The organism is Mediterranea massiliensis (assembly GCF_900128475.1).
GTDB classification, from domain to species: Bacteria; Bacteroidota; Bacteroidia; order Bacteroidales; family Bacteroidaceae; genus Bacteroides; species Bacteroides massiliensis_E.
This window is the reverse complement of the sequence record NZ_LT635832.1, coordinates 84,732-102,806: the sequence shown is the minus strand read 5'-3', so window position 1 is coordinate 102,806 and position 18,075 is coordinate 84,732. Positions and strand designations below refer to the sequence as shown.

Here is an 18,075-nt window from a genome sequence, read left to right as displayed (position 1 = left end):
TAATTTTCCCATGCTTGTGGAGGCAGGAAAAAGAAGGCACACATTATAATATTTCACGCGGGCGCATCGCGCGCGCATGACAATTACAATTACAGTTTCGGATAAGAAAACGGCGACTTCCCGTCCGGAAAGCAATGATTTGAAGAGGGGAAAAAGATGCATTACCGAACACAAACGAAGGGAAAAGAATGTGCGAAAACAAAAGGGAAGATGTGCACAAGACGGAAAGAGGATGTGCACGAGGCGGAAAAAGAATGTGCACACCTCAAAAAGGGAAAATAATGGGCGAATCAATGTTCGTCCAGCTCCTTTGCTTCTTCTTGTGGAATACGGATGGAAGTATAAAGCTCGAGAATCGCCGCAATGGTCAGACTGACAATCCACTCATTGCCATGCGTAAAGAGCATAAAGGCCCCTGTGAGCACCAGAATGATTGCCCCAAAAATCTGCTGGCGTCGCAACCGCCGGATAGCCATGCTCTGCGCCCGCGCAGGCGTATTGATCTGCGCCACGGCAAACAAGGCCGCCCCAATCGTATAGACATAGGGCGCCAGCGTCCAACCTGTTATGTAAACGGCCGCACCCGTAAGCACCATCACAGCGCCCACTACCATAAAGGCTTGCATCAATTGCTTCATCACTCAATCTCCCACTTTATCGTCAAACACATAAATATCTTCGTTCGGTTTCTTCATCAGATACCTTTCGCGCGCCACCTGCTCGATAGCCCCCGAATCGACCGCCAATTCGCCCAGCCGCTCCGTACTGCGTTCATACTCCTGCCGGTATCTTTCTATCTCGCTGCGCAGCACCTGCTCCTCGTGCGCATACTTCATGCGACGAATGATGCTGTTTTCGTCCAGAAAAACGATGATGAAGCCAAACACTCCGACCGTAATCAGATACTTGTGCCGCCGGATGAAAAGCCAAAGTGAAACCAATCTGCCCATCTCTGTGTTTATTCGTTTATGATTGAACCAAAAAAACTTTGTGGCACAAAGATAAGACGAATAACTGAAAAGAAAAACATGAAAACAAAGTTTTCATGTTTATACTTCACTCGGCTTGCACTATCTTTTCATAAAAGCAGGCGGCACCTCGGAAGTTAAAGCCGAAAACAGAGTTTTCGCTTTGAACTTCACTCGGTTTGCACTATCTTTGCACATCATGTAACGCAGACAAGAAATGGAGAACTATATTGTATCGGCCCGAAAATACCGCCCGACGACGTTTGAATCGGTCGTCGGCCAACGCGCCCTGACCACTACTCTGAAAAACGCCATCGCCACCGGCAAACTGGCCCACGCCTATCTGTTTTGCGGCCCGCGAGGAGTCGGGAAAACGACCTGTGCCCGCATCTTTGCCAAGACCATCAACTGCATGCACCCCACTGCCGACGGTGAGGCCTGCAACGAATGTGAGTCGTGCAAGGCCTTCAACGAACAGCGTTCGTACAACATACACGAGCTGGACGCCGCGTCGAACAACTCGGTGGACGACATCCGCCAGCTGGTCGAGCAGGTCCGCATCCCGCCCCAGATAGGAAAATACAAAGTCTACATCATCGACGAGGTACACATGCTCTCCACCTCGGCCTTCAACGCCTTCCTCAAGACGCTTGAAGAGCCGCCACGCCATGCCATCTTCATCCTGGCCACTACGGAGAAGCACAAAATTCTCCCCACCATCCTGTCGCGTTGCCAGATTTACGATTTCAACCGAATCAGTGTAGAAGACACGGTGGCCCATCTGGCCTACGTAGCTTCCAAGGAAGGCGTGACGGCCGAACCTGAAGCCTTGAACATCATCGCCATGAAAGCCGACGGCGGCATGCGCGACGCCCTCTCCATCTTCGACCAGGTGGTCAGCTTCACAGGTGGGAACATCACCTATCAGAACGCCATCGAGAATCTGAACGTACTCGACTATGAATATTATTTCCGCCTGACCGACTACTTTCTGGAAAACAAAGTGCCCGACTCCCTGCTGCTATTCAACGAAGTGCTGAACAAAGGCTTCGACGGCAATCACTTCATCACCGGCCTGTCGTCCCACTTCCGCGACCTGCTCGTCAGCAAGGATGCTTCTACCCTCCCCCTGCTTCAGGTGGGCGCCAGCATCCGCGACCGCTACCAGGCACAGGCACAAAAGTGCCCCCTGCCCTTCCTCTACCGTGCCATGAAGCTATGCAACGATTGCGACCTGAACTACCGCACAAGCAAAAACAAACGCCTCCTGATAGAACTGACGCTGATACAGCTGGCACAAATCACGTCGGGCGAGGAAGAAGCCATCAGTGGAGGGCGTAGCCCTAAACAAGTTATCAAACCCATATTCAACCAGCAGACAGCTCCTACCCAGCAGCCTCAACAGGCTCCGACACCCGCACCGCAGGCACAGCCCACCCCAACTGCCCAGCCGACAACGACCGTCCAGCAGCCTCCCCGCCAGCAGACGCCGCCGTCCGTCGCCGCCAGCCTGTTGGCCAAGGAAAAGGAAGAAAAAAAGATTCCCGTCATGAAAATGGGCAGATTGGGAGTGTCCATCAAACAACATCCGCAAACATCAGCCTCCTCCACCGAAAAGGTAGCTGTTACTGCGACCACGCCAACTCCCGCTCCCCAGCAACCTGAGGAAGACTACATCTTCAACGAGCGTGATGTCAATTACTACTGGCAGGAATATGCCGGACAACTGCCCAACGAACAGGTAGCCATTGCCAAACGCATGCGCCACATGCATCCTACCCTGCTGAACGACACCACTTTTGAAGTGACCGTAGACAACGATCTTATCGCCAAAGACTTCAACGCTCTGGTTCCGTCCATACAGAACTATCTGCGCACGCGTCTAAAAAACAGGAAGGTGACCATGACCGTACGCATCAGCGCTCCCGACGAAAAGCCCCATGCCTACGGACGGGTGGAGAAGTTCCAAATGATGGCACAAAAGAACGAAGCCTTACTGAAGCTNGGCGTAGCCCTAAACAAGTTATCAACCCCATATTCACCCAGCAGACAGCCCCTCCCCAGCAGCCTCAACAGGCTCCGACCCCCGCCCCGCAGGCACAGCCCCCCCCAACTGCCCAGCCGACAACGACCGTCCAGCAGCCTCCCCGCCAGCAGACGCCGCCGTCCGTCGCCGCCAGCCTGTTGGCCAAGGAAAAGGAAGAAAAAAAGATTCCCGTCATGAAAATGGGCAGATTGGGAGTGTCCATCAAACAACATCCGCAAACATCAGCCTCCTCCACCGAAAAGGTAGCTGTTACTGCGACCACGCCAACTCCCGCTCCCCAGCAACCTGAGGAAGACTACATCTTCAACGAGCGTGATGTCAATTACTACTGGCAGGAATATGCCGGACAACTGCCCAACGAACAGGTAGCCATTGCCAAACGCATGCGCCACATGCATCCTACCCTGCTGAACGACACCACTTTTGAAGTGACCGTAGACAACGATCTTATCGCCAAAGACTTCAACGCTCTGGTTCCGTCCATACAGAACTATCTGCGCACGCGTCTAAAAAACAGGAAGGTGACCATGACCGTACGCATCAGCGCTCCCGACGAAAAGCCCCATGCCTACGGACGGGTGGAGAAGTTCCAAATGATGGCACAAAAGAACGAAGCCTTACTGAAGCTGAAAGATGTCTTGGGGCTTGAATTGTATTAATATTCAACCCCTTGAAAGCCTCTCTTATTTAGAAAGCAAACAAATTAGAACAAAAAAACTATTCAAAGGCAACAACCAATGTGGAAAAGCATTATTTTTGCCACCTGTAATTAGTACTAATAATAATTTAAAATCTAACGAAAATGGCTTACGTAATTAGTGACGATTGTATTGCTTGCGGCACTTGCATCGATGAGTGTCCGGTAGGCGCTATCTCTGAAGGTGACAAGTATTCTATCGACCCCGAAGCTTGCACAGAGTGCGGTACTTGCGCAGATGTTTGTCCTTCTGAAGCAATTCACCCGGGAGCATAATACAATCCTATTCAGAAAAAATAAAGGGATGTACTTCGGTACATCCCTTTTTATTTTATCATAAGCCTCCACTTACTTCAATCCTTTGGCAGGCTGGTGCATGCCCGCCAGTAGCAGGTGATGTTCACGCACATACTCCAAATAATATTTGCGGGAACGAACCGCCTTCTGCGGATCCATATCGTAAGAAGCACAGATATCGGGACGCACCAGCTGAAGGGCGGCCCCATGCATCAAGTCGCCTGCAATGAGAAATCCTCCAGCCTGATAGGCCGTATGGCCAGGCGTATGCCCCTCAGCATTCAAAGCTACGACCCGTGCGGGCAACGTATCGCCATATTCAAACAAGTGCAGGCGGTCTTTATAGGCTTCCATTGTACGAACCACCTGCGCCTTCTGTTCATCGGGCATCTGCATCCAACCCTCGTACTCCTGACGCGCAGCATATACCTCGGCTTGGGGAAACACCACACTGTCTCCTTTCATCATCCCCCCGATGTGGTCTCCATGAAAGTGAGTCAGATACAGATAATCAATGTCAGATGGTGAAACACCCACTGATGCCAACCCATCCATCAGACGACTGTCGGAGGCTCCATTGCCGGTATCAAACAAAATATATTTTCCATCGGCCTCCATCAAGAAGCAGCTGATCGACGACGGAATGCCGCCGGCTATACCCAGACTATCAATCAACGCTTTGGGCACATCGCCAAAAAGGCTCAAGGGCATCAGACGTTCCTTGGCATTGTCCTTAATCCACGTCAGTTTGACTCCACCACGTTCCATCGTGGTGCTATCCATGCAGGCAAAAACAACCTGTCCTTCTTCTCCGCCCGATGCCTTCTTCTGCACAGGACCACAAGCTCCCAGCAGAGAAACAGCCAGTACGCCGGCTAACAAATACATACCTTTTTTCATAAGAATCCGCATTTAAGACTTATCGCCGCAAAGCGACAAATCCAGTTATCAAGAGCAAAGATAACGGAATTTTCTCAATGCGCCAGTCATCTACCTCGCAGAATTCCCTACAAACGCGTAATGCATACTTTCATTCCTTAATACAGCGAATGGACAATCCCGCATAACATTCTTCACCCTTAGGATGATTGCCGCCCACATTGACTTCATTACTATTTCCCATCAACATAATAGATTCGTCGGTTAACGTACATGGGGCATTTCCTCCTACCCAATACGCAGCTGTAGTCTGCCAATTATAGTGAGTCGTTTTGCCTTCTCCATTGAAAATATATAATCCGTTGGGCAAAATCGCCAAGCCCGTTTCATCAGTAGCCGGATAGACCGTATCCGAAGTATCAAAGCCTTTCCATGTTCCTCCCTTCAGACGTGACATATCCTGACCCACATAATCCATGAGCTGGTCCCAATCCTGTCGGGTCGGTATCCGCCAGCCGTAAGGTGCAATTTCACCCGCCAATAATGCTTCGCCCGTGTAAAAATAACAACTTCTGGATATCAGATAACCCGGCTCACCCAACCGGGAGACCTGTTCCAATGCCTTGTCTGCCTGCGTATATTGCCTGGCGCGCAAATCTTCTCCCAACCAATATTGTGAACCCACCTTTACTATCGGATATGTTTGTAATTCTCCTCCACGTATATCTCTTAAAGTATAACTACTAATGTTGATGTTTACAGCATTTTTCGGCTTCTCCAAACAGAGATTGCCACTGCTGTCAATATAGAATTCCGTCACTGGTTTCTTCTCCCCAGGAGTGTAAATAAACGTATTTCCGCCTTCGTCCCATCGGATACTTCCTCCATGCAATGTCTGGTCAGTATTCAGCAATTGCAATACAATGCCTTTTGTCAAGTCTGCCTGTTCGTTGTCCACGGGATAAGCAACCAAGGCCTGCGTATCCAGTCCATATTCCTCCGATAGCAAGTATTCCTTACAGACTTCAGCTACAGCCGTACTATTCAAATACACTCTGTAAACTTTGGAAGGCTTGAACGAAAGTGCCGCTGTCTTTACGGACGAAAGCGCTACCTGCGTGTCACTCTCTCCCTTTTCAACAGCGCCCCATTCTTTAATGCTGCTCACCGCCCCGCTCAATGTATGGCTGGTCGACTGAAAGGCATTGATACTAATTTTACAAACCACATCACTCTGCATGTCAACATCAGGCATCGGGCAGACATACACTTTCCCATTCCATTCCATCGTAAATAGCTGACTGCCATCCGGCTGACCTTGGGGCACCACGATAAATTCCTTCCCCGTCAGGTAACCATCTTCTTTCTTCCATTCGCCATAAGGTATTATGTCGGCCGGATCAGACAACTGCTCGAAAGTACCCTTCAAGAAATCGTATGTAGCTGTCGTATAGAATCCGCTGGCGATAATTCTGGGATCTGCCTCCAGCAAGTCGTCTATATCCTCATCTTCCGATGGTACCAGCATCAACTCTATCTTACAGAATTTATGCTGAAATGTCAATTCTACCGGATCCGGACTGCTTTTCACTTGAGGTGCCTCTGCTACCAGAAAATCTGAAAGAGAAAACTTATTTCCACTACTCTGATCAGCCTTTACCGAGACAACCATCTGACTTTTACCTGTTTCCACACCTGAAGATTGATAAGGATAGTAACTGAACATATCCAATGAGCTTTCCCCTTCCGGGTAGAAGATTTCCCGTTCGGGTATCAACGCATCGGTCCCATCGCACACCAATCTCAGATTATCAATATAACGCTGCCCTGTTATATCAACCGAACTAAGCATGGCAAAAAGGCCAGTTTCATCACCACTGTCAAAAGCCGTGCCTGTTACCTTGGTACCAGCTTTCTGCACCTGTACAGAAAAGTTGATAGGAACTGTGCCTACCTCCACTTCCTCGACAATCTGATTGACACAAGAAGTCAATATTGACATAGCCGTCCACCATCCTATCAGTAGACGACTTCCATAATTCAAAAAAAACTTCATAAACTTTTTCTTATAAAAACTCATTAGTGTCCCGTTAAAATGGGACGAGTTAAACAATTAATCAAAAAGCCCCGGAATCAGGGGATCATTTAGATCTTTGACATCATTGAAATTAGTCTTGTCGAACAGGTCACGCAAGTGGGTTTTGTCAGTCAATGATATACTGAGAATTTGCAAAACTTCATAGGTTGAACGTTTCAACTTCATATCATGTTGGACAATAGCCACAAGACAGTACGTGATAATAGCCACACTGATTTGTATGCGAACAGCGTTCTCTGTTGTGCCCCAGAATTTCTTTATCTTGAGATGCTGCTTGAGCCATTTGAAGAACAGCTCGATTAACCATCTTTTCTTATAAAGATTGGCGACATCCAGTGCAGAAAGTTGTTTTGCATTCGTCAAGAAAGTGAACTCACGGTCATCCTCTTCGTCGTAATATCGGACGAGTCTGAATGACTCAGGATATTTTTTCTCGGAGAGATATCCGGTCAGTTTCACTTCCGCATCTGTCATTATGTTCTTTGGCATTCTTCGCTTCCATTTGACTGTCTTATACTTTAAGTTCGTCTTGGCTCTGACAACAAAGAAAGAGTCTGTAAGATGTATCCTATAGAGTTCTTTAAAGGAGTCATAAGCCCTGTCAAATATATAATAAGCATTTGATTCATAATGGATTGAAGACATTGCTGTGGAATCGTGCTTTGATGCAGTGGTTACAGTATAGAAGGCAGGAAATTGTGCTTCAATGTCGTATAAGACATGAGCTTTCACCCCTCCTTTCTTGCTTCGGAACTTTGCCCATGGGAATGTTGCAAGACACAACGGAATCGTTGTTGAATCAAACGCATATTTCTTTCCGGAAATGTCAAGGATGTTGGTCGTCCGCTTCTCGCAGGCTTCCTTCATCATATAGAATGCAAAATCTTCGAAGATTCTGTAATCACGGTTCTGGTTCGCTGTCGCAAGAGTTGTCTTGGCTATCGGTTCACGACCTAAACCAAGATGATATTGCTTGGCCCTATGCGCCTCGAAAGCAACGATTAAGTCTCGCAGGCTCTCACGGTTACTCAGTTGTCCAAACATCATCGCGAGCATCTGATTCCAGCAAGTGAAATGTTTCACATATCTGTTGCCATCATACTTGCGAACATAGTTGTTGAACTGAGTCCTGTTCAGAAAAGCGGTTAATTGAGAGAATACGTATTTGTCTTGGAACATAGCAGCCATTTGTATTAGACTGCAAAGTTGCAAAATCAAGTCCGTTTCATTTCAAAAGACCGTGTAATTGACTATATTTCAATAATTTCAAAGAACTATTTATCCACTTTTACGGGACAGTAGTGATAAAAACTATTTCTTAATACAACGAATGGACAGCGCCTTATAATAGTCCTTCCCCTTCATCTTAGCATCAGACATATAAAAGCCACTGCTCCCACCCGTAAAGAATATGATTTTCTCCGCAATGCCATCTCCGCCGTTCTCCATACTCCAATAGCCGTTCAGGTTTCCATCGTTGTTATGCTTTCCATCCAACCAGGTCCCGTTGGCATACACACTGAAACCTGTCAAATTGTTACCCGACTGCACTTCTCCCATTTCACCTACGGCAAGCCCCCATTCTCCTGCTTTCAATAATGCGGCATCATCACCAACATAACCCTTTAACGTTTCCCAATCCTGTACTGTAGGCAACGTCCAGCCTTCAGGACTCAGTTCTCCAGCCAATACTGCCTCACCATTATAAAAGAAACAATCGTAATCGGCCGGTTTAAAATATCCTGCTCCAACACCCAAATCTTCTAATAAAGCAAGAGGGGTGCCATCGCGGTAAGTGGTAGCCCGAAGATCTTCCTTCATCCAATATTGGGTACCAACTTTAACGACAGGATACGTCTGCATGACTTTCTCCCGCACATCGCGTATTGTCAGAGCGGCAATATTACAAACCACAGCCTCTTCTGCCGAGACCAAATCCAAAGTTCCGTCACCTTTTACATAGAACTGTTCTACCACAGATTTGTCGCCCGGCTCATACGTAAAGCTATTTGCTTCCACATCCCATCGAAGGATACCTCCACAAAGCACATTTTCCGTATCCAACAATTGAAGTACTATTCCACTTGTCAAATCGGGCAATTCGGTTTCATCTACCAATGGATAGGCCACAATTGCCCGAGATGTCAAGGCTTCCGACTTTAAATACTCCCGACAAATATCCACCACAGGACGTCCTTCACAATATACACGATACACGTCTGATATTCCAAAAGACAAGGCTGCCGTATGGATAGCAACATTGTCTGCCATATTATCTGTCGCTCCTCCTTCCGTTTCAGTCCAGTCTGTTATCGTCCCTGCAATTCCTGTCAACGTTTCATTTCCACTTTGTGTTGCCGTCACAACGATTTCGCATTGCATCCCCGCTTCCATACTCACTGTCGGCATACTGTAGGTATGTATCCTGCCATTCCACTCCAACAAGATGCTCTGCCCTTCAGCAGTCAATTCTTGCGGAAGAATTATAGCCTCCTTTCCTACCAGTTTTTCACCTTCGATACTCCATGAACCATAAGGCAAAATGTCAGTTGCCGTCTTCAAGCCGTCCATATTCTCATCAGCCAAATGATAATCGGCCTGCGTATAGATACCAGTCAACACAACCTGTGGAGCATCGGCCAAAATGCCTTCCAAGTCTTCACCCTCACCAGGCACCAAAGCTATTTTCAGTTTAGAGAATTTATGTGCAAAGTTCAGCTCTACCGCTTCCATGCTGCTTTCCACATCAACCTTTTTAGCCAGCAAGAAATCACTCTTTGAAAGATTTTCCTCCGTACGCTGATCTGTCTGCACCTCCACATGCAATATATCGTTCCCTTCATCTACTCCGTGCTCATGATAAGGATGGTAACACACAAAGTCCAATGTTGCCTCTCCTTCAGGATAAAATACAGTTTTGGCAGGAGTAAAGATGCTTCCACTACCAAACGTCAGTTTCAAATTATCGATATATCTTTTTTCTTTGAGTGTTCCCGGCGATAAAGTTGCATACAAGCCAACCACATCTCCTGTTTCGAAAGACGTCGCAGTTACTTTAGTTTGCGAAAGGAGCGTTCCCGAAAAAGTAATAGGAATCAGTTCCGACTTTTCATTGATTACATTGTTTTCTCCAGAACAAGATCCACCCCAAAACAGGCAGAAGCTCATGACGAATACTGTCAGCATTTTCATCAACTGTGCTTTCATAATATTAGAAAATTATTAAAATTTTGTGCGCAAAATTATAAAAGTTTTGTTATTAACAAACAATACTTCGGTAAATTTTTACCGATAAATTTAATTAAATAATAGAATCGGTGTTAGCCAGTTCAATATTATTAAAGAGATCATTGAAATACTGTCAAGAATGAATCGTTAAGGGGTAAGAAAAGTGATGAAAAATATATGATAAATAGCTGAAAATAAAGCATGAAAGTATTGCATAATTTGTTGATTATTAGTAAATTAGAAGTATCTCACCACTTTTAATTATGACCAAAGAATCACTCCTTATGCAATACCAATCCGAGTGCAGGAATGCTCTCGAATCAGTTGTAAATATAAGCAAATCTTTCCAGAAAGTATTCATGGATGCAATAAAATTGTTCATGGCCATACCTGACCGCATCAATTTCCTACAAATGGGACGATATGGATGTTTCTCAGAACAGACATACCGAAACAATTTTGAGAATGATGGCTTTGACTGGTTTTCCTTCAATGAAGCCATCATTAGAGAACACCTTAAAGGTGGTCGTAAGGCGATAGCCGTTGATCCGTCTTTCATTCCAAAATCAGGCAGCAAAACGCCATGGATTGGCTATTTCTGGTCCGGTTGTGCCGGTGAATACAAACGCGGACTGGAAATAACCGGTATTGGAGTTATAGACGTTGACAACCATGAATGTATGACTTTGGGTTCTGTACAGACACCTGACAACGCAACGCTGGAAAGCTGTGAGAAGAATCTTGTTGACTGGTACAGCTCTTACCTTATCAGCATACAGGAACAGCTGAAACGTATTTCTGGCACAGTCGTATGTGATGCGTTCTTTTCAAAGGCAACTTTCATCAAACCATTGTACGATAACGGTTTCCACGTAATAAGCCGTTTCAGGAATGATGCCGTATTGTTTTATCCCACCTTAGAAAATAGGACAGGAAAACGCGGACGTCCAAAATTACATGACGAGAAAATTGACTTTGAAAATCTGGACATCACAAGATGTACCGAGTACAAAGTGAACAAGGGTAAACTTTACGGACTGAAAGCATACTCCAAAGCGCTCAAACGCTTTGTGAGCCTGGCTGTATGGTATCCTATGGATGGAAGAACGGACAAATGGCAGCTGTATTTCTCTACGGACGAAACACAGAACGCACAGGATGTTCTGGACTTTTACAGGACACGTTTCCAACTCGAATTTTGCTTTCGTGATGCCAAGCAATATGCCGGAATAACAAACTGTCAGTCTACAGACTTCAGGAAACTGGCATTTCACTTTAATGCATCACTTGCAGCGATAAACCTTGCCAAGGCTGCCTGTAAGAGGATGGGAATAAAATATTCCATATCATCATGCAAGTCAGTCATACACAATGCTTACATGCTTGAACGATTTATTCACGTGTCTGGGATTGAACCAGACACGCATTTAATTGACAGACTTTTCAAAGAACTCATTTTATTTACTGCCAAAGCCGCTTAGGCTAGGCTAATGGTTAACGAACTATTGTAACAAAATAAAAAAACATTTTTTCTCAAAATAAATTTGTTCCTATGCAATATACTGAAAAATGAAAACTTTGTATTCAACTTTGTATTTCCCTTGATTTACACTATCTTTGACCCAATAAATATAAATACGAATAAACCATGCCACTTAACCTCCCCGACAAACTGCCCGCCATCGAATTGTTGAAGCGGGAAAATATATTCGTCATAGACAACTCACGAGCTACGCGTCAGGATATCCGCCCCCTGAAAATAGTCATTCTCAATCTGATGCCCCTGAAAATAACCACAGAAACAGATTTGATCAGGCTGCTATCCAACACCCCCCTCCAGTTGGAAATATCTTTCATGAAGATAAAAAGCCATACGTCCAAAAATACACCCATTGAACACATGAAGGCATTTTATACGGACTTTGAACGTATGAAAAGCGAGAAGTATGACGGAATGATTATCACAGGAGCGCCCGTGGAACAAATGGAGTTCGAGGAGGTAACCTACTGGAGTGAAATACAAGAAATATTCGACTGGGCACGGACACACGTGACGTCCACTCTATACATCTGCTGGGCAGCGCAAGCGGGACTTTATCACCATTACGGCATACCCAAATATCCGTTGGAGAAAAAAATGTTCGGCATCTTCGAACACCGCCCCCTACAACCGCTGCACCCCATTTTTCGAGGGTTCGATGATGTGTTCTACGTACCACATAGCCGCCATACGGAAGTGAAGCGGGAGGATATTTTAAAGGTGAAGGATCTGACACTGCTGTCCGAGTCGGACGAAGCAGGAGTCTACATGGTCATGGCACGCGGAGGACGAGAATTCTTCGTGACAGGTCACTCAGAATACTCGCCTTTGACACTGGACACGGAGTACCGGCGAGACTTAAGCAAAGGACTGCCGATTGACATGCCAAAGAATTACTATAAGGACAACGATCCCCAAAAGGGAGTAGTCGTACGATGGAGAGGACATGCCAACTTGTTCTTTTCCAACTGGCTGAACTATTTTGTCTATCAGGAAACACCATACAACATCAACGAGATTGAATGATGAAGAAGGAATCCAGAAAAATAGAGTTGCTGGCTCCGGCACGCAACTTGGAGTGTGGCATCGAAGCCATAAACCATGGAGCCGATGCGGTATACATCGGTGCACCCAAATTCGGAGCCAGAGCAGCTGCCACCAACTCGATGGAGGACATCGAACGGCTGACGGACTATGCACACCTCTACGGAGTGCGCATCTACGTGACAGTAAACACCATTCTGAAGGACGAAGAGCTGAAAGAGACAGAGGCTATGATCTGGGAACTGTATCAAAAAGGTATAGATGCGCTTATCGTACAGGACATGGGCCTGACACGACTGAATCTGCCTCCCATTCCGCTACATGCCAGCACCCAGATGGACAACCGCACGGTTGAAAAGGTGCGCTTTCTGACAGAAGCGGGCTTCCGACAAGTAGTTTTGGCCCGAGAACTTTCTCTGAATGAAATAGCTGCCATCCACAAGGCTTGCCCCGACACGCCGCTCGAGGTATTTGTGCACGGAGCCTTGTGTGTGAGCTATAGTGGCCAATGTTACGCCAGCCAAGCCTGCTTCGGACGCAGTGCCAACCGAGGGGAGTGTGCACAATTTTGCCGTCTTCCGTTCTCGTTGGTAGATGCCGACGGACAAGTGGTAGTCAAAGACAAGCACTTGCTCTCGCTAAAGGACATGAACCGCCTGGACATGCTGGAGCAGCTGCTGGACGCAGGAGCCACCTCGCTGAAGATAGAAGGAAGACTGAAGGACGTAGCCTATGTAAAAAATGTAACGGCCGCCTATCGCCAGCGCCTCGACACAATTCTGAAGCGAAGGAGTGAATATATCCGCGCCTCATCAGGAACCTGTCGGTTCGACTTCCAGCCTCAGCCCGAGAAAAGTTTCAGCCGTGGATTCACACATTTTTTTCTGGAAGGAAGAGGAGAGAACATCGCCTCGTTCGACACGCCCAAGTCGCTGGGCGAAGCCATGGGCACCCTGAAGGAGCAGCGTGGAGGATGGCTGAGCGTAGCAGGAGTCAAACCTTTCCACAATGGCGACGGCGTCTGCTACCTTGACGAACAAGGACGTCTGCAAGGATTTCGTATCAATCGCGTAGAGGGCAACAAGCTCTTTCCGGCAGGCAACGTGCCTCGCATTAAACCACGCACACCACTCTTCCGCAATCAGGACCAGGAGTTCGAACGCTCCCTGGCACACAAGTCGGCCGAACGGAAGATAGGTATCCACTTGACACTGGAGGAAAACGCTTTCGGCTTTTCGCTGTCAGCGAACGATGAGGATGGCCACCGCGTTACGCTGGCCCTCGACCACACCAAAGAACAGGCCCGTACACCACAGGCCGAAAATCTCCGTACACAGCTGGGCAAACTGGGAAACACTCCCTACGAACTGGCAGAACCTGCCGAAATCAACTTGACGGGGAACTGGTTCATACCTTCGTCGGTCGTGACGGAATGGCGCAGGCAAGTGGTGGACCGTCTGACTGCCGCACGCCGTATCAATTACCGTCGTGAACTGGCCGTATGGAAACCGACACATCATAACTACCCCGTCCAGACACTGACCTATCTGGGCAATGTGATGAACGATCAGGCACGCCGCTTCTATCTCGATCATGGGGTAAAGAGCATCGCACCCGCCTACGAAAAGGAATCACCCTCCAAAGCGGTGCTGATGTTCTGCCGCCATTGCCTGCGCTATAGCATGGGCTGGTGCCCTGTCCATCAGAAAGGCCGCTCCCCCTATCGGGAGCCCTACTACCTGTTGGGGAATGACGGACGCCGCTTCCGGCTGGAGTTTGATTGCAAAAATTGTCAAATGAAAGTATATGGGAACGAATCATAAGGATATACGGAATACAGGATTAAAAGCAGATTTGTGTGGGGCAATCATCCTCATGCTCATTATCTCCCTCTCCTCTTGCCACTACCCACGCCCCAATCTGGAAGATGAAAACTTGGAGCAGCGGGTACGCGACTCGCTGACTTACCTGTACGAGCGCCACTACACATGGGACGCCAATCTGGAAGTGCGGGCCGATTCCGTACCCCTCGAACTGTTGCCCGTAAAAGATGCCTATTATATGCTGCACAAGGGCGACCGCGTAGTGGTTGCCGAATTTGCTGTCCATCCTACCGATTCTGTCGATTCCATCTGGGTGAAGCTGGCCCACTCACAGGATGTACAGGGCTGGCTGCGCGAAGCCGACCTGAAGCGTGCCTTCGTGCCTACGGACAGTATTTCGCAAGCCATCTACGTGTTCAGCGATACCCATGCTTCGTACTTCATCGTCGTCTTTGCCATCTTCGTAGCCGTCTGGCTGGTACGGGCCTTCCACCGCAAGCAGCTCCAACTGGTGTACTTCAACGACATCGACAGCCTGTATCCGCTGGCCCTATGCCTGCTGATGGCCTTCTGTGCAACGGTTTATGAATCGATGCAGGTCTTCGTGCCCGAGACATGGGAGCATTTCTACTACAACCCCACGCTATCACCTTTCAAGGTGCCCTTCGTACTTTCCCTGTTTTTGACGGGGTTATGGATGTTCGTCATTGTACTGCTGGCCGTGCTCGACGACCTTTTCCGCCAGCTCTCGCCCATGGCTGCCTTATCCTACCTGTTGGGGCTGGCATCAGCATGCATCTTCTGCTACTTCTTTTTCATCCTGACCACCTATCTCTATGTAGGCTATTTCTTTCTGGGCGCATTCATCTGGATATTCATCCGAAAGCTGAAGCATTCGGTCCACACTCCGCGCTACCGTTGCGGGCGTTGCGGCGGCAAGCTGATGCACAAAGGAGTGTGCCCGCATTGCGGAGCCATGAACGAATGACTTCACTAAAACCGGCATCGCAGGTCGATGCCTACCTGTATGGGACGTCCCATCTGGGCAAAGCCGCGGCTCATGGTTTCGAACCAGAAGGCCTGATAGCGCTTGTTCAGTGCATTGTCCACCCACAGGGCAATCTGCCCGTTGCCTTTATTGAGACTCAACCGTCCGTTCAGCGTACCGTAGAGGGCCTGGCTGGCATTGTTTGCCTCCGTCCAGTAGATGCGGCCTGCAGCCTTGTAGTGGGCGTCGAGGGTGATGTTGTCGAGCCACACGCCCGCCTTCATGGCGAAGACGTATTGCCCGCCCACGTTGAACGTGTGCTTGGGCACAAAGGGTACGTACTTGCCATTGTAGTTCACCTCGTCGCTCACCACATAGTCGGTAAACGTGGCGTAGGTGTATCCGTAGCTGCCGCTCAGGCTCAGCGCGTCAGTCAGACGGGCACGCAGGGCGGCTTCGGCACCCAGACTGCGACACTTTCCGGCGTTGACGGTGATGCGTCCCAGTCCGCTGGCGGCGAAGCGCGAAATCTGCTGGTCGCGCGTGTCCATGTAGAAGGCAGCCAGGTCGGCCTGAAGGCGGCCGTCGCATAGGGTCAGGTGCGAGCCCACCTCGTAGTTCCACGAGTATTCGGGGCGGTAGAGCGTGGCCTCCTGCACGTTGGTCTCGGTCTTCTGTGCCATGCCGTTCAGTATGCCGATGATTTGCTGCTTGGTAGCGTCGTCAATCATGCCCACGCCTTCGATGACAGGGATGGTGGCTTGGGCCACATCGCTCATGTTGGCACTGCGCATGTCGGTCTTGAGCAGGTCGCTGAACATCTGTATGTTGTAACCTCCCGAACGATAGCCTTTGGAGACGGTGGCATAGACGTTGTTACGGCGGTCGAAGTCGTATTGCAGGGAGAATTTGGGCAGCAGCTGGATGTAGTCATGTGTCAGGCTGCCACGATAGGACAAGTTCTGCTCGAAGGTTGTTTCCTTGACCATTGGGATGGTCATGCCCATGGGTTTCAGCTCGCCGCTTAGTGAATAGGTGTGGGTGTAGCTGCATCCTGTGTTATAGTCTAGCTTCAGGCGTTCGTAGTCCATGCGCAGGCCGACGGTAAACGACAGGCCTTCGGCGCCGAAGAGGTCGTTGAAGGTGGACTGGTGGAAGAGGGCTGTGTTCAGCACAGGCGTCTTGAACGCCCCGCCGATGGGTAGGGTGCTGCCGCCGATGAGGTCGCTGAAGACAAACTGCATCGTCATGGGACCTTGCGAGATGGTGGGCAGGTATTTGTTGGCGTTGTCGTTGGTCAGGGCGTTGAGCCATGCCAGGCCGTCTTCGTGGAAGGTGACGGGCGCGTCGGTATCGAGCCACTGGTAGAAGGCGCTGGCGCCTGTGGTCCACTGCCAGCGGCGGCCGGGTTTGGACTTCAGCACCAGTTCCTCGCTCACGGTCTTGGAATTCTGCTTCTGCATCATGGTGTAGATGTTTTGTTCCGTGAAGTCTTGGTCCAGGTCCATGTGGTCGTCCAGGAACTGAAAGCCCGTCACGCTGCTCAGGATGAAGTTGTCGGTCTGATGCTCCAGGTTGAGGCCGCCGTTCAGCAGGTTGCGCCTGTAGCCGCTCTTGTGGTTGTAGGCGATGCGGCCGATGTAGTCGGCACGGTCTTCCTCGCCCTCGGTCACTCCGGTATATTCATACGGGTATCCGCCCTGGTTGGTATATTCATAGTTCAGAGTGAAATCCAGCTTCAGGTTCTCCTTGGGCAGGTAGATGGCACGGAAGCGGCCGCCGAATTCGTCGTCCTTGTCCACGCGCTCGTTCAAGTAAGAGTTCTTGAAGAAGCCTCCCTTGTGTTCGTAGAAGAAGTTGGCGGAGAAGGCAAACTTCGGGCTGATGCGGTGGTAGTGGCTGACGCTGGCCTTATAGTTGTTGTAGGTGGCGGCACTCAGTGTGAGGTCCGTTCCCTGGTAAGTGAAAGGCGATTTGGTAAAGACACGTATCAGTCCGCCCATCGTGTTGCGTCCGTATAGTGTACCTTGCGGGCCACGCATCACGTCGATACGCTCGATGTCGGAGTAATTGAAGTCGAAGGCCGACTTGTCGATGAAGGGGATATTGTCCACGTAGAGGCCCACGGCCGGCGTGTTGATGCGCGAGCCGATGCCACGCACATAGACCGAGGTTGTCAGTTTCGAGCCATAGTCGGGTATAAAGAGGTTGGGCACCAGTGACGACAGGCTCTTGACCGAGCGGACGGCATTACCCCGCATGTCGGCCTGCGAGAGCGACGTGGCCGAAAGGGGCTGCTGGCGCAGACGGCTGTTTTCCTTGGGTGTGGCGATTACCACCACTTCTTCGATATCCACCACCTTGACGGTGTCTTTGGGGGCTTCTTCGCCCCGGGCAACCTGCGTTGCTCCAACAGCGAGCAGCGCAAGAAGGGTCAGAACAGGTTTTTTCATTGCAGTTTCAGTT

12 protein-coding genes and 2 pseudogenes are annotated in these 18,075 nt (G+C 49.0%); 7 read left to right on the top strand and 7 right to left on the bottom strand.

The window, feature by feature from the left end; genetic code table 11:
• Positions 1 to 290: 290 nt before the first annotated feature.
• Together BQ7483_RS00595 and BQ7483_RS00590 are read right to left on the bottom strand one after the other, a co-directional pair.
• A complete protein-coding gene (locus BQ7483_RS00595; RefSeq protein ID WP_072544458.1) occupies positions 291 to 638 on the bottom strand; it encodes a hypothetical protein in 348 nt (115 codons plus the stop codon).
• A gap of 3 nt (positions 639 to 641) precedes the next feature.
• Positions 642 to 950 carry an FtsB family cell division protein gene (locus BQ7483_RS00590; protein WP_022021194.1) on the bottom strand — a complete coding sequence of 103 codons (309 nt, stop codon included), beginning with the start codon at positions 948 to 950 and terminating at the stop codon, positions 642 to 644.
• Between the two features lie 235 nt (positions 951 to 1,185).
• Here BQ7483_RS00590 and BQ7483_RS00585 point away from each other — a divergent pair.
• The 3 genes and pseudogenes from BQ7483_RS00585 to BQ7483_RS00575 form a co-directional block, all read left to right on the top strand.
• Positions 1,186 to 2,970 (top strand): annotated as a pseudogene (locus BQ7483_RS00585) (DNA polymerase III subunit gamma/tau); the annotation flags it as partial.
• Positions 2,971 to 2,975: 5 nt separating this feature from the next.
• Positions 2,976 to 3,674: pseudogene (locus BQ7483_RS00580) on the top strand (DNA polymerase III subunit gamma/tau); the annotation flags it as partial.
• Between the two features lie 143 nt (positions 3,675 to 3,817).
• Positions 3,818 to 3,988 carry a DUF362 domain-containing protein gene (locus tag BQ7483_RS00575; RefSeq protein WP_021846942.1) on the top strand — a complete coding sequence of 57 codons (171 nt, stop codon included), beginning with the start codon at positions 3,818 to 3,820 and terminating at the stop codon, positions 3,986 to 3,988.
• A gap of 72 nt (positions 3,989 to 4,060) precedes the next feature.
• Here the strand turns inward: BQ7483_RS00575 and BQ7483_RS00570 are convergent, their stop codons facing one another.
• The 4 genes from BQ7483_RS00570 to BQ7483_RS00555 form a co-directional block, all read right to left on the bottom strand.
• The gene (locus BQ7483_RS00570; RefSeq protein WP_235847277.1) at positions 4,061 to 4,897 is read right to left on the bottom strand and encodes an MBL fold metallo-hydrolase; all 837 of its coding nucleotides are present in this window, start codon (positions 4,895 to 4,897) and stop codon (positions 4,061 to 4,063) included.
• Between the two features lie 142 nt (positions 4,898 to 5,039).
• Positions 5,040 to 6,944: a fimbrillin family protein gene (locus BQ7483_RS00565; protein ID WP_204245994.1), complete on the bottom strand. Its 1,905-nt coding sequence runs from the start codon at positions 6,942 to 6,944 to the stop codon at positions 5,040 to 5,042.
• 57 nt (positions 6,945 to 7,001) lie between these two features.
• Entirely contained in the window at positions 7,002 to 8,165 is a 1,164-nt protein-coding gene (locus tag BQ7483_RS00560; protein WP_072544462.1) for an IS4 family transposase, read from the bottom strand.
• Positions 8,166 to 8,297: 132 nt separating this feature from the next.
• On the bottom strand, positions 8,298 to 10,193 hold the full coding sequence (locus BQ7483_RS00555; RefSeq protein WP_072544456.1) for a fimbrillin family protein: 1,896 nt from the start codon (positions 10,191 to 10,193) through the stop codon (positions 8,298 to 8,300).
• Between the two features lie 284 nt (positions 10,194 to 10,477).
• Between BQ7483_RS00555 and BQ7483_RS00550 the strand changes: the two genes are divergently transcribed.
• From BQ7483_RS00550 to BQ7483_RS00535, 4 genes are all read left to right on the top strand, one after another.
• Entirely contained in the window at positions 10,478 to 11,695 is a 1,218-nt protein-coding gene (locus tag BQ7483_RS00550; RefSeq protein WP_072544455.1) for a transposase, read from the top strand.
• 167 nt (positions 11,696 to 11,862) lie between these two features.
• On the top strand, positions 11,863 to 12,780 hold the full coding sequence (gene metA, locus BQ7483_RS00545) for a homoserine O-acetyltransferase MetA (protein ID WP_072544454.1): 918 nt from the start codon (positions 11,863 to 11,865) through the stop codon (positions 12,778 to 12,780).
• On the top strand, positions 12,777 to 14,621 hold the full coding sequence (locus BQ7483_RS00540) for a peptidase U32 family protein (RefSeq protein ID WP_072544453.1): 1,845 nt from the start codon (positions 12,777 to 12,779) through the stop codon (positions 14,619 to 14,621). Before metA ends, BQ7483_RS00540 begins: the two co-directional genes overlap by 4 nt.
• The gene (locus BQ7483_RS00535; RefSeq protein WP_072544452.1) at positions 14,605 to 15,609 is read left to right on the top strand and encodes a hypothetical protein; all 1,005 of its coding nucleotides are present in this window, start codon (positions 14,605 to 14,607) and stop codon (positions 15,607 to 15,609) included. Before BQ7483_RS00540 ends, BQ7483_RS00535 begins: the two co-directional genes overlap by 17 nt.
• A 5-nt stretch (positions 15,610 to 15,614) precedes the next feature.
• Here BQ7483_RS00535 and BQ7483_RS00530 read toward each other — a convergent pair whose 3' ends face one another.
• Positions 15,615 to 18,062, bottom strand: coding sequence for a TonB-dependent receptor (locus BQ7483_RS00530; protein WP_072544451.1), 2,448 nt, complete (start codon positions 18,060 to 18,062; stop codon positions 15,615 to 15,617).
• Positions 18,063 to 18,075: the final 13 nt, after the last annotated feature.

Bases quoted from the DNA above. Each gene is read 5' to 3' on its own strand.
- BQ7483_RS00530 (WP_072544451.1), bottom strand. From the start codon at position 18,062: ATGAAAAAACCTGTTCTGACCCTTCTTGCGCTGCTCGCTGTTGGAGCA.
- BQ7483_RS00560 (WP_072544462.1), bottom strand. From the start codon at position 8,165: ATGTTCCAAGACAAATACGTATTCTCTCAATTAACCGCTTTTCTGAAC.
- BQ7483_RS00595 (WP_072544458.1), bottom strand. From the start codon at position 638: ATGAAGCAATTGATGCAAGCCTTTATGGTAGTGGGCGCTGTGATGGTG.
- BQ7483_RS00550 (WP_072544455.1), top strand. From the start codon at position 10,478: ATGACCAAAGAATCACTCCTTATGCAATACCAATCCGAGTGCAGGAAT.
- BQ7483_RS00540 (WP_072544453.1), top strand. From the start codon at position 12,777: ATGATGAAGAAGGAATCCAGAAAAATAGAGTTGCTGGCTCCGGCACGC.
- BQ7483_RS00535 (WP_072544452.1), top strand. From the start codon at position 14,605: ATGGGAACGAATCATAAGGATATACGGAATACAGGATTAAAAGCAGAT.
- BQ7483_RS00575 (WP_021846942.1), top strand. From the start codon at position 3,818: ATGGCTTACGTAATTAGTGACGATTGTATTGCTTGCGGCACTTGCATC.
- BQ7483_RS00570 (WP_235847277.1), bottom strand. From the start codon at position 4,897: ATGTATTTGTTAGCCGGCGTACTGGCTGTTTCTCTGCTGGGAGCTTGT.
- BQ7483_RS00555 (WP_072544456.1), bottom strand. From the start codon at position 10,193: ATGAAAGCACAGTTGATGAAAATGCTGACAGTATTCGTCATGAGCTTC.
- metA (WP_072544454.1), top strand. From the start codon at position 11,863: ATGCCACTTAACCTCCCCGACAAACTGCCCGCCATCGAATTGTTGAAG.
- BQ7483_RS00590 (WP_022021194.1), bottom strand. From the start codon at position 950: ATGGGCAGATTGGTTTCACTTTGGCTTTTCATCCGGCGGCACAAGTAT.
- BQ7483_RS00565 (WP_204245994.1), bottom strand. From the start codon at position 6,944: ATGAAGTTTTTTTTGAATTATGGAAGTCGTCTACTGATAGGATGGTGG.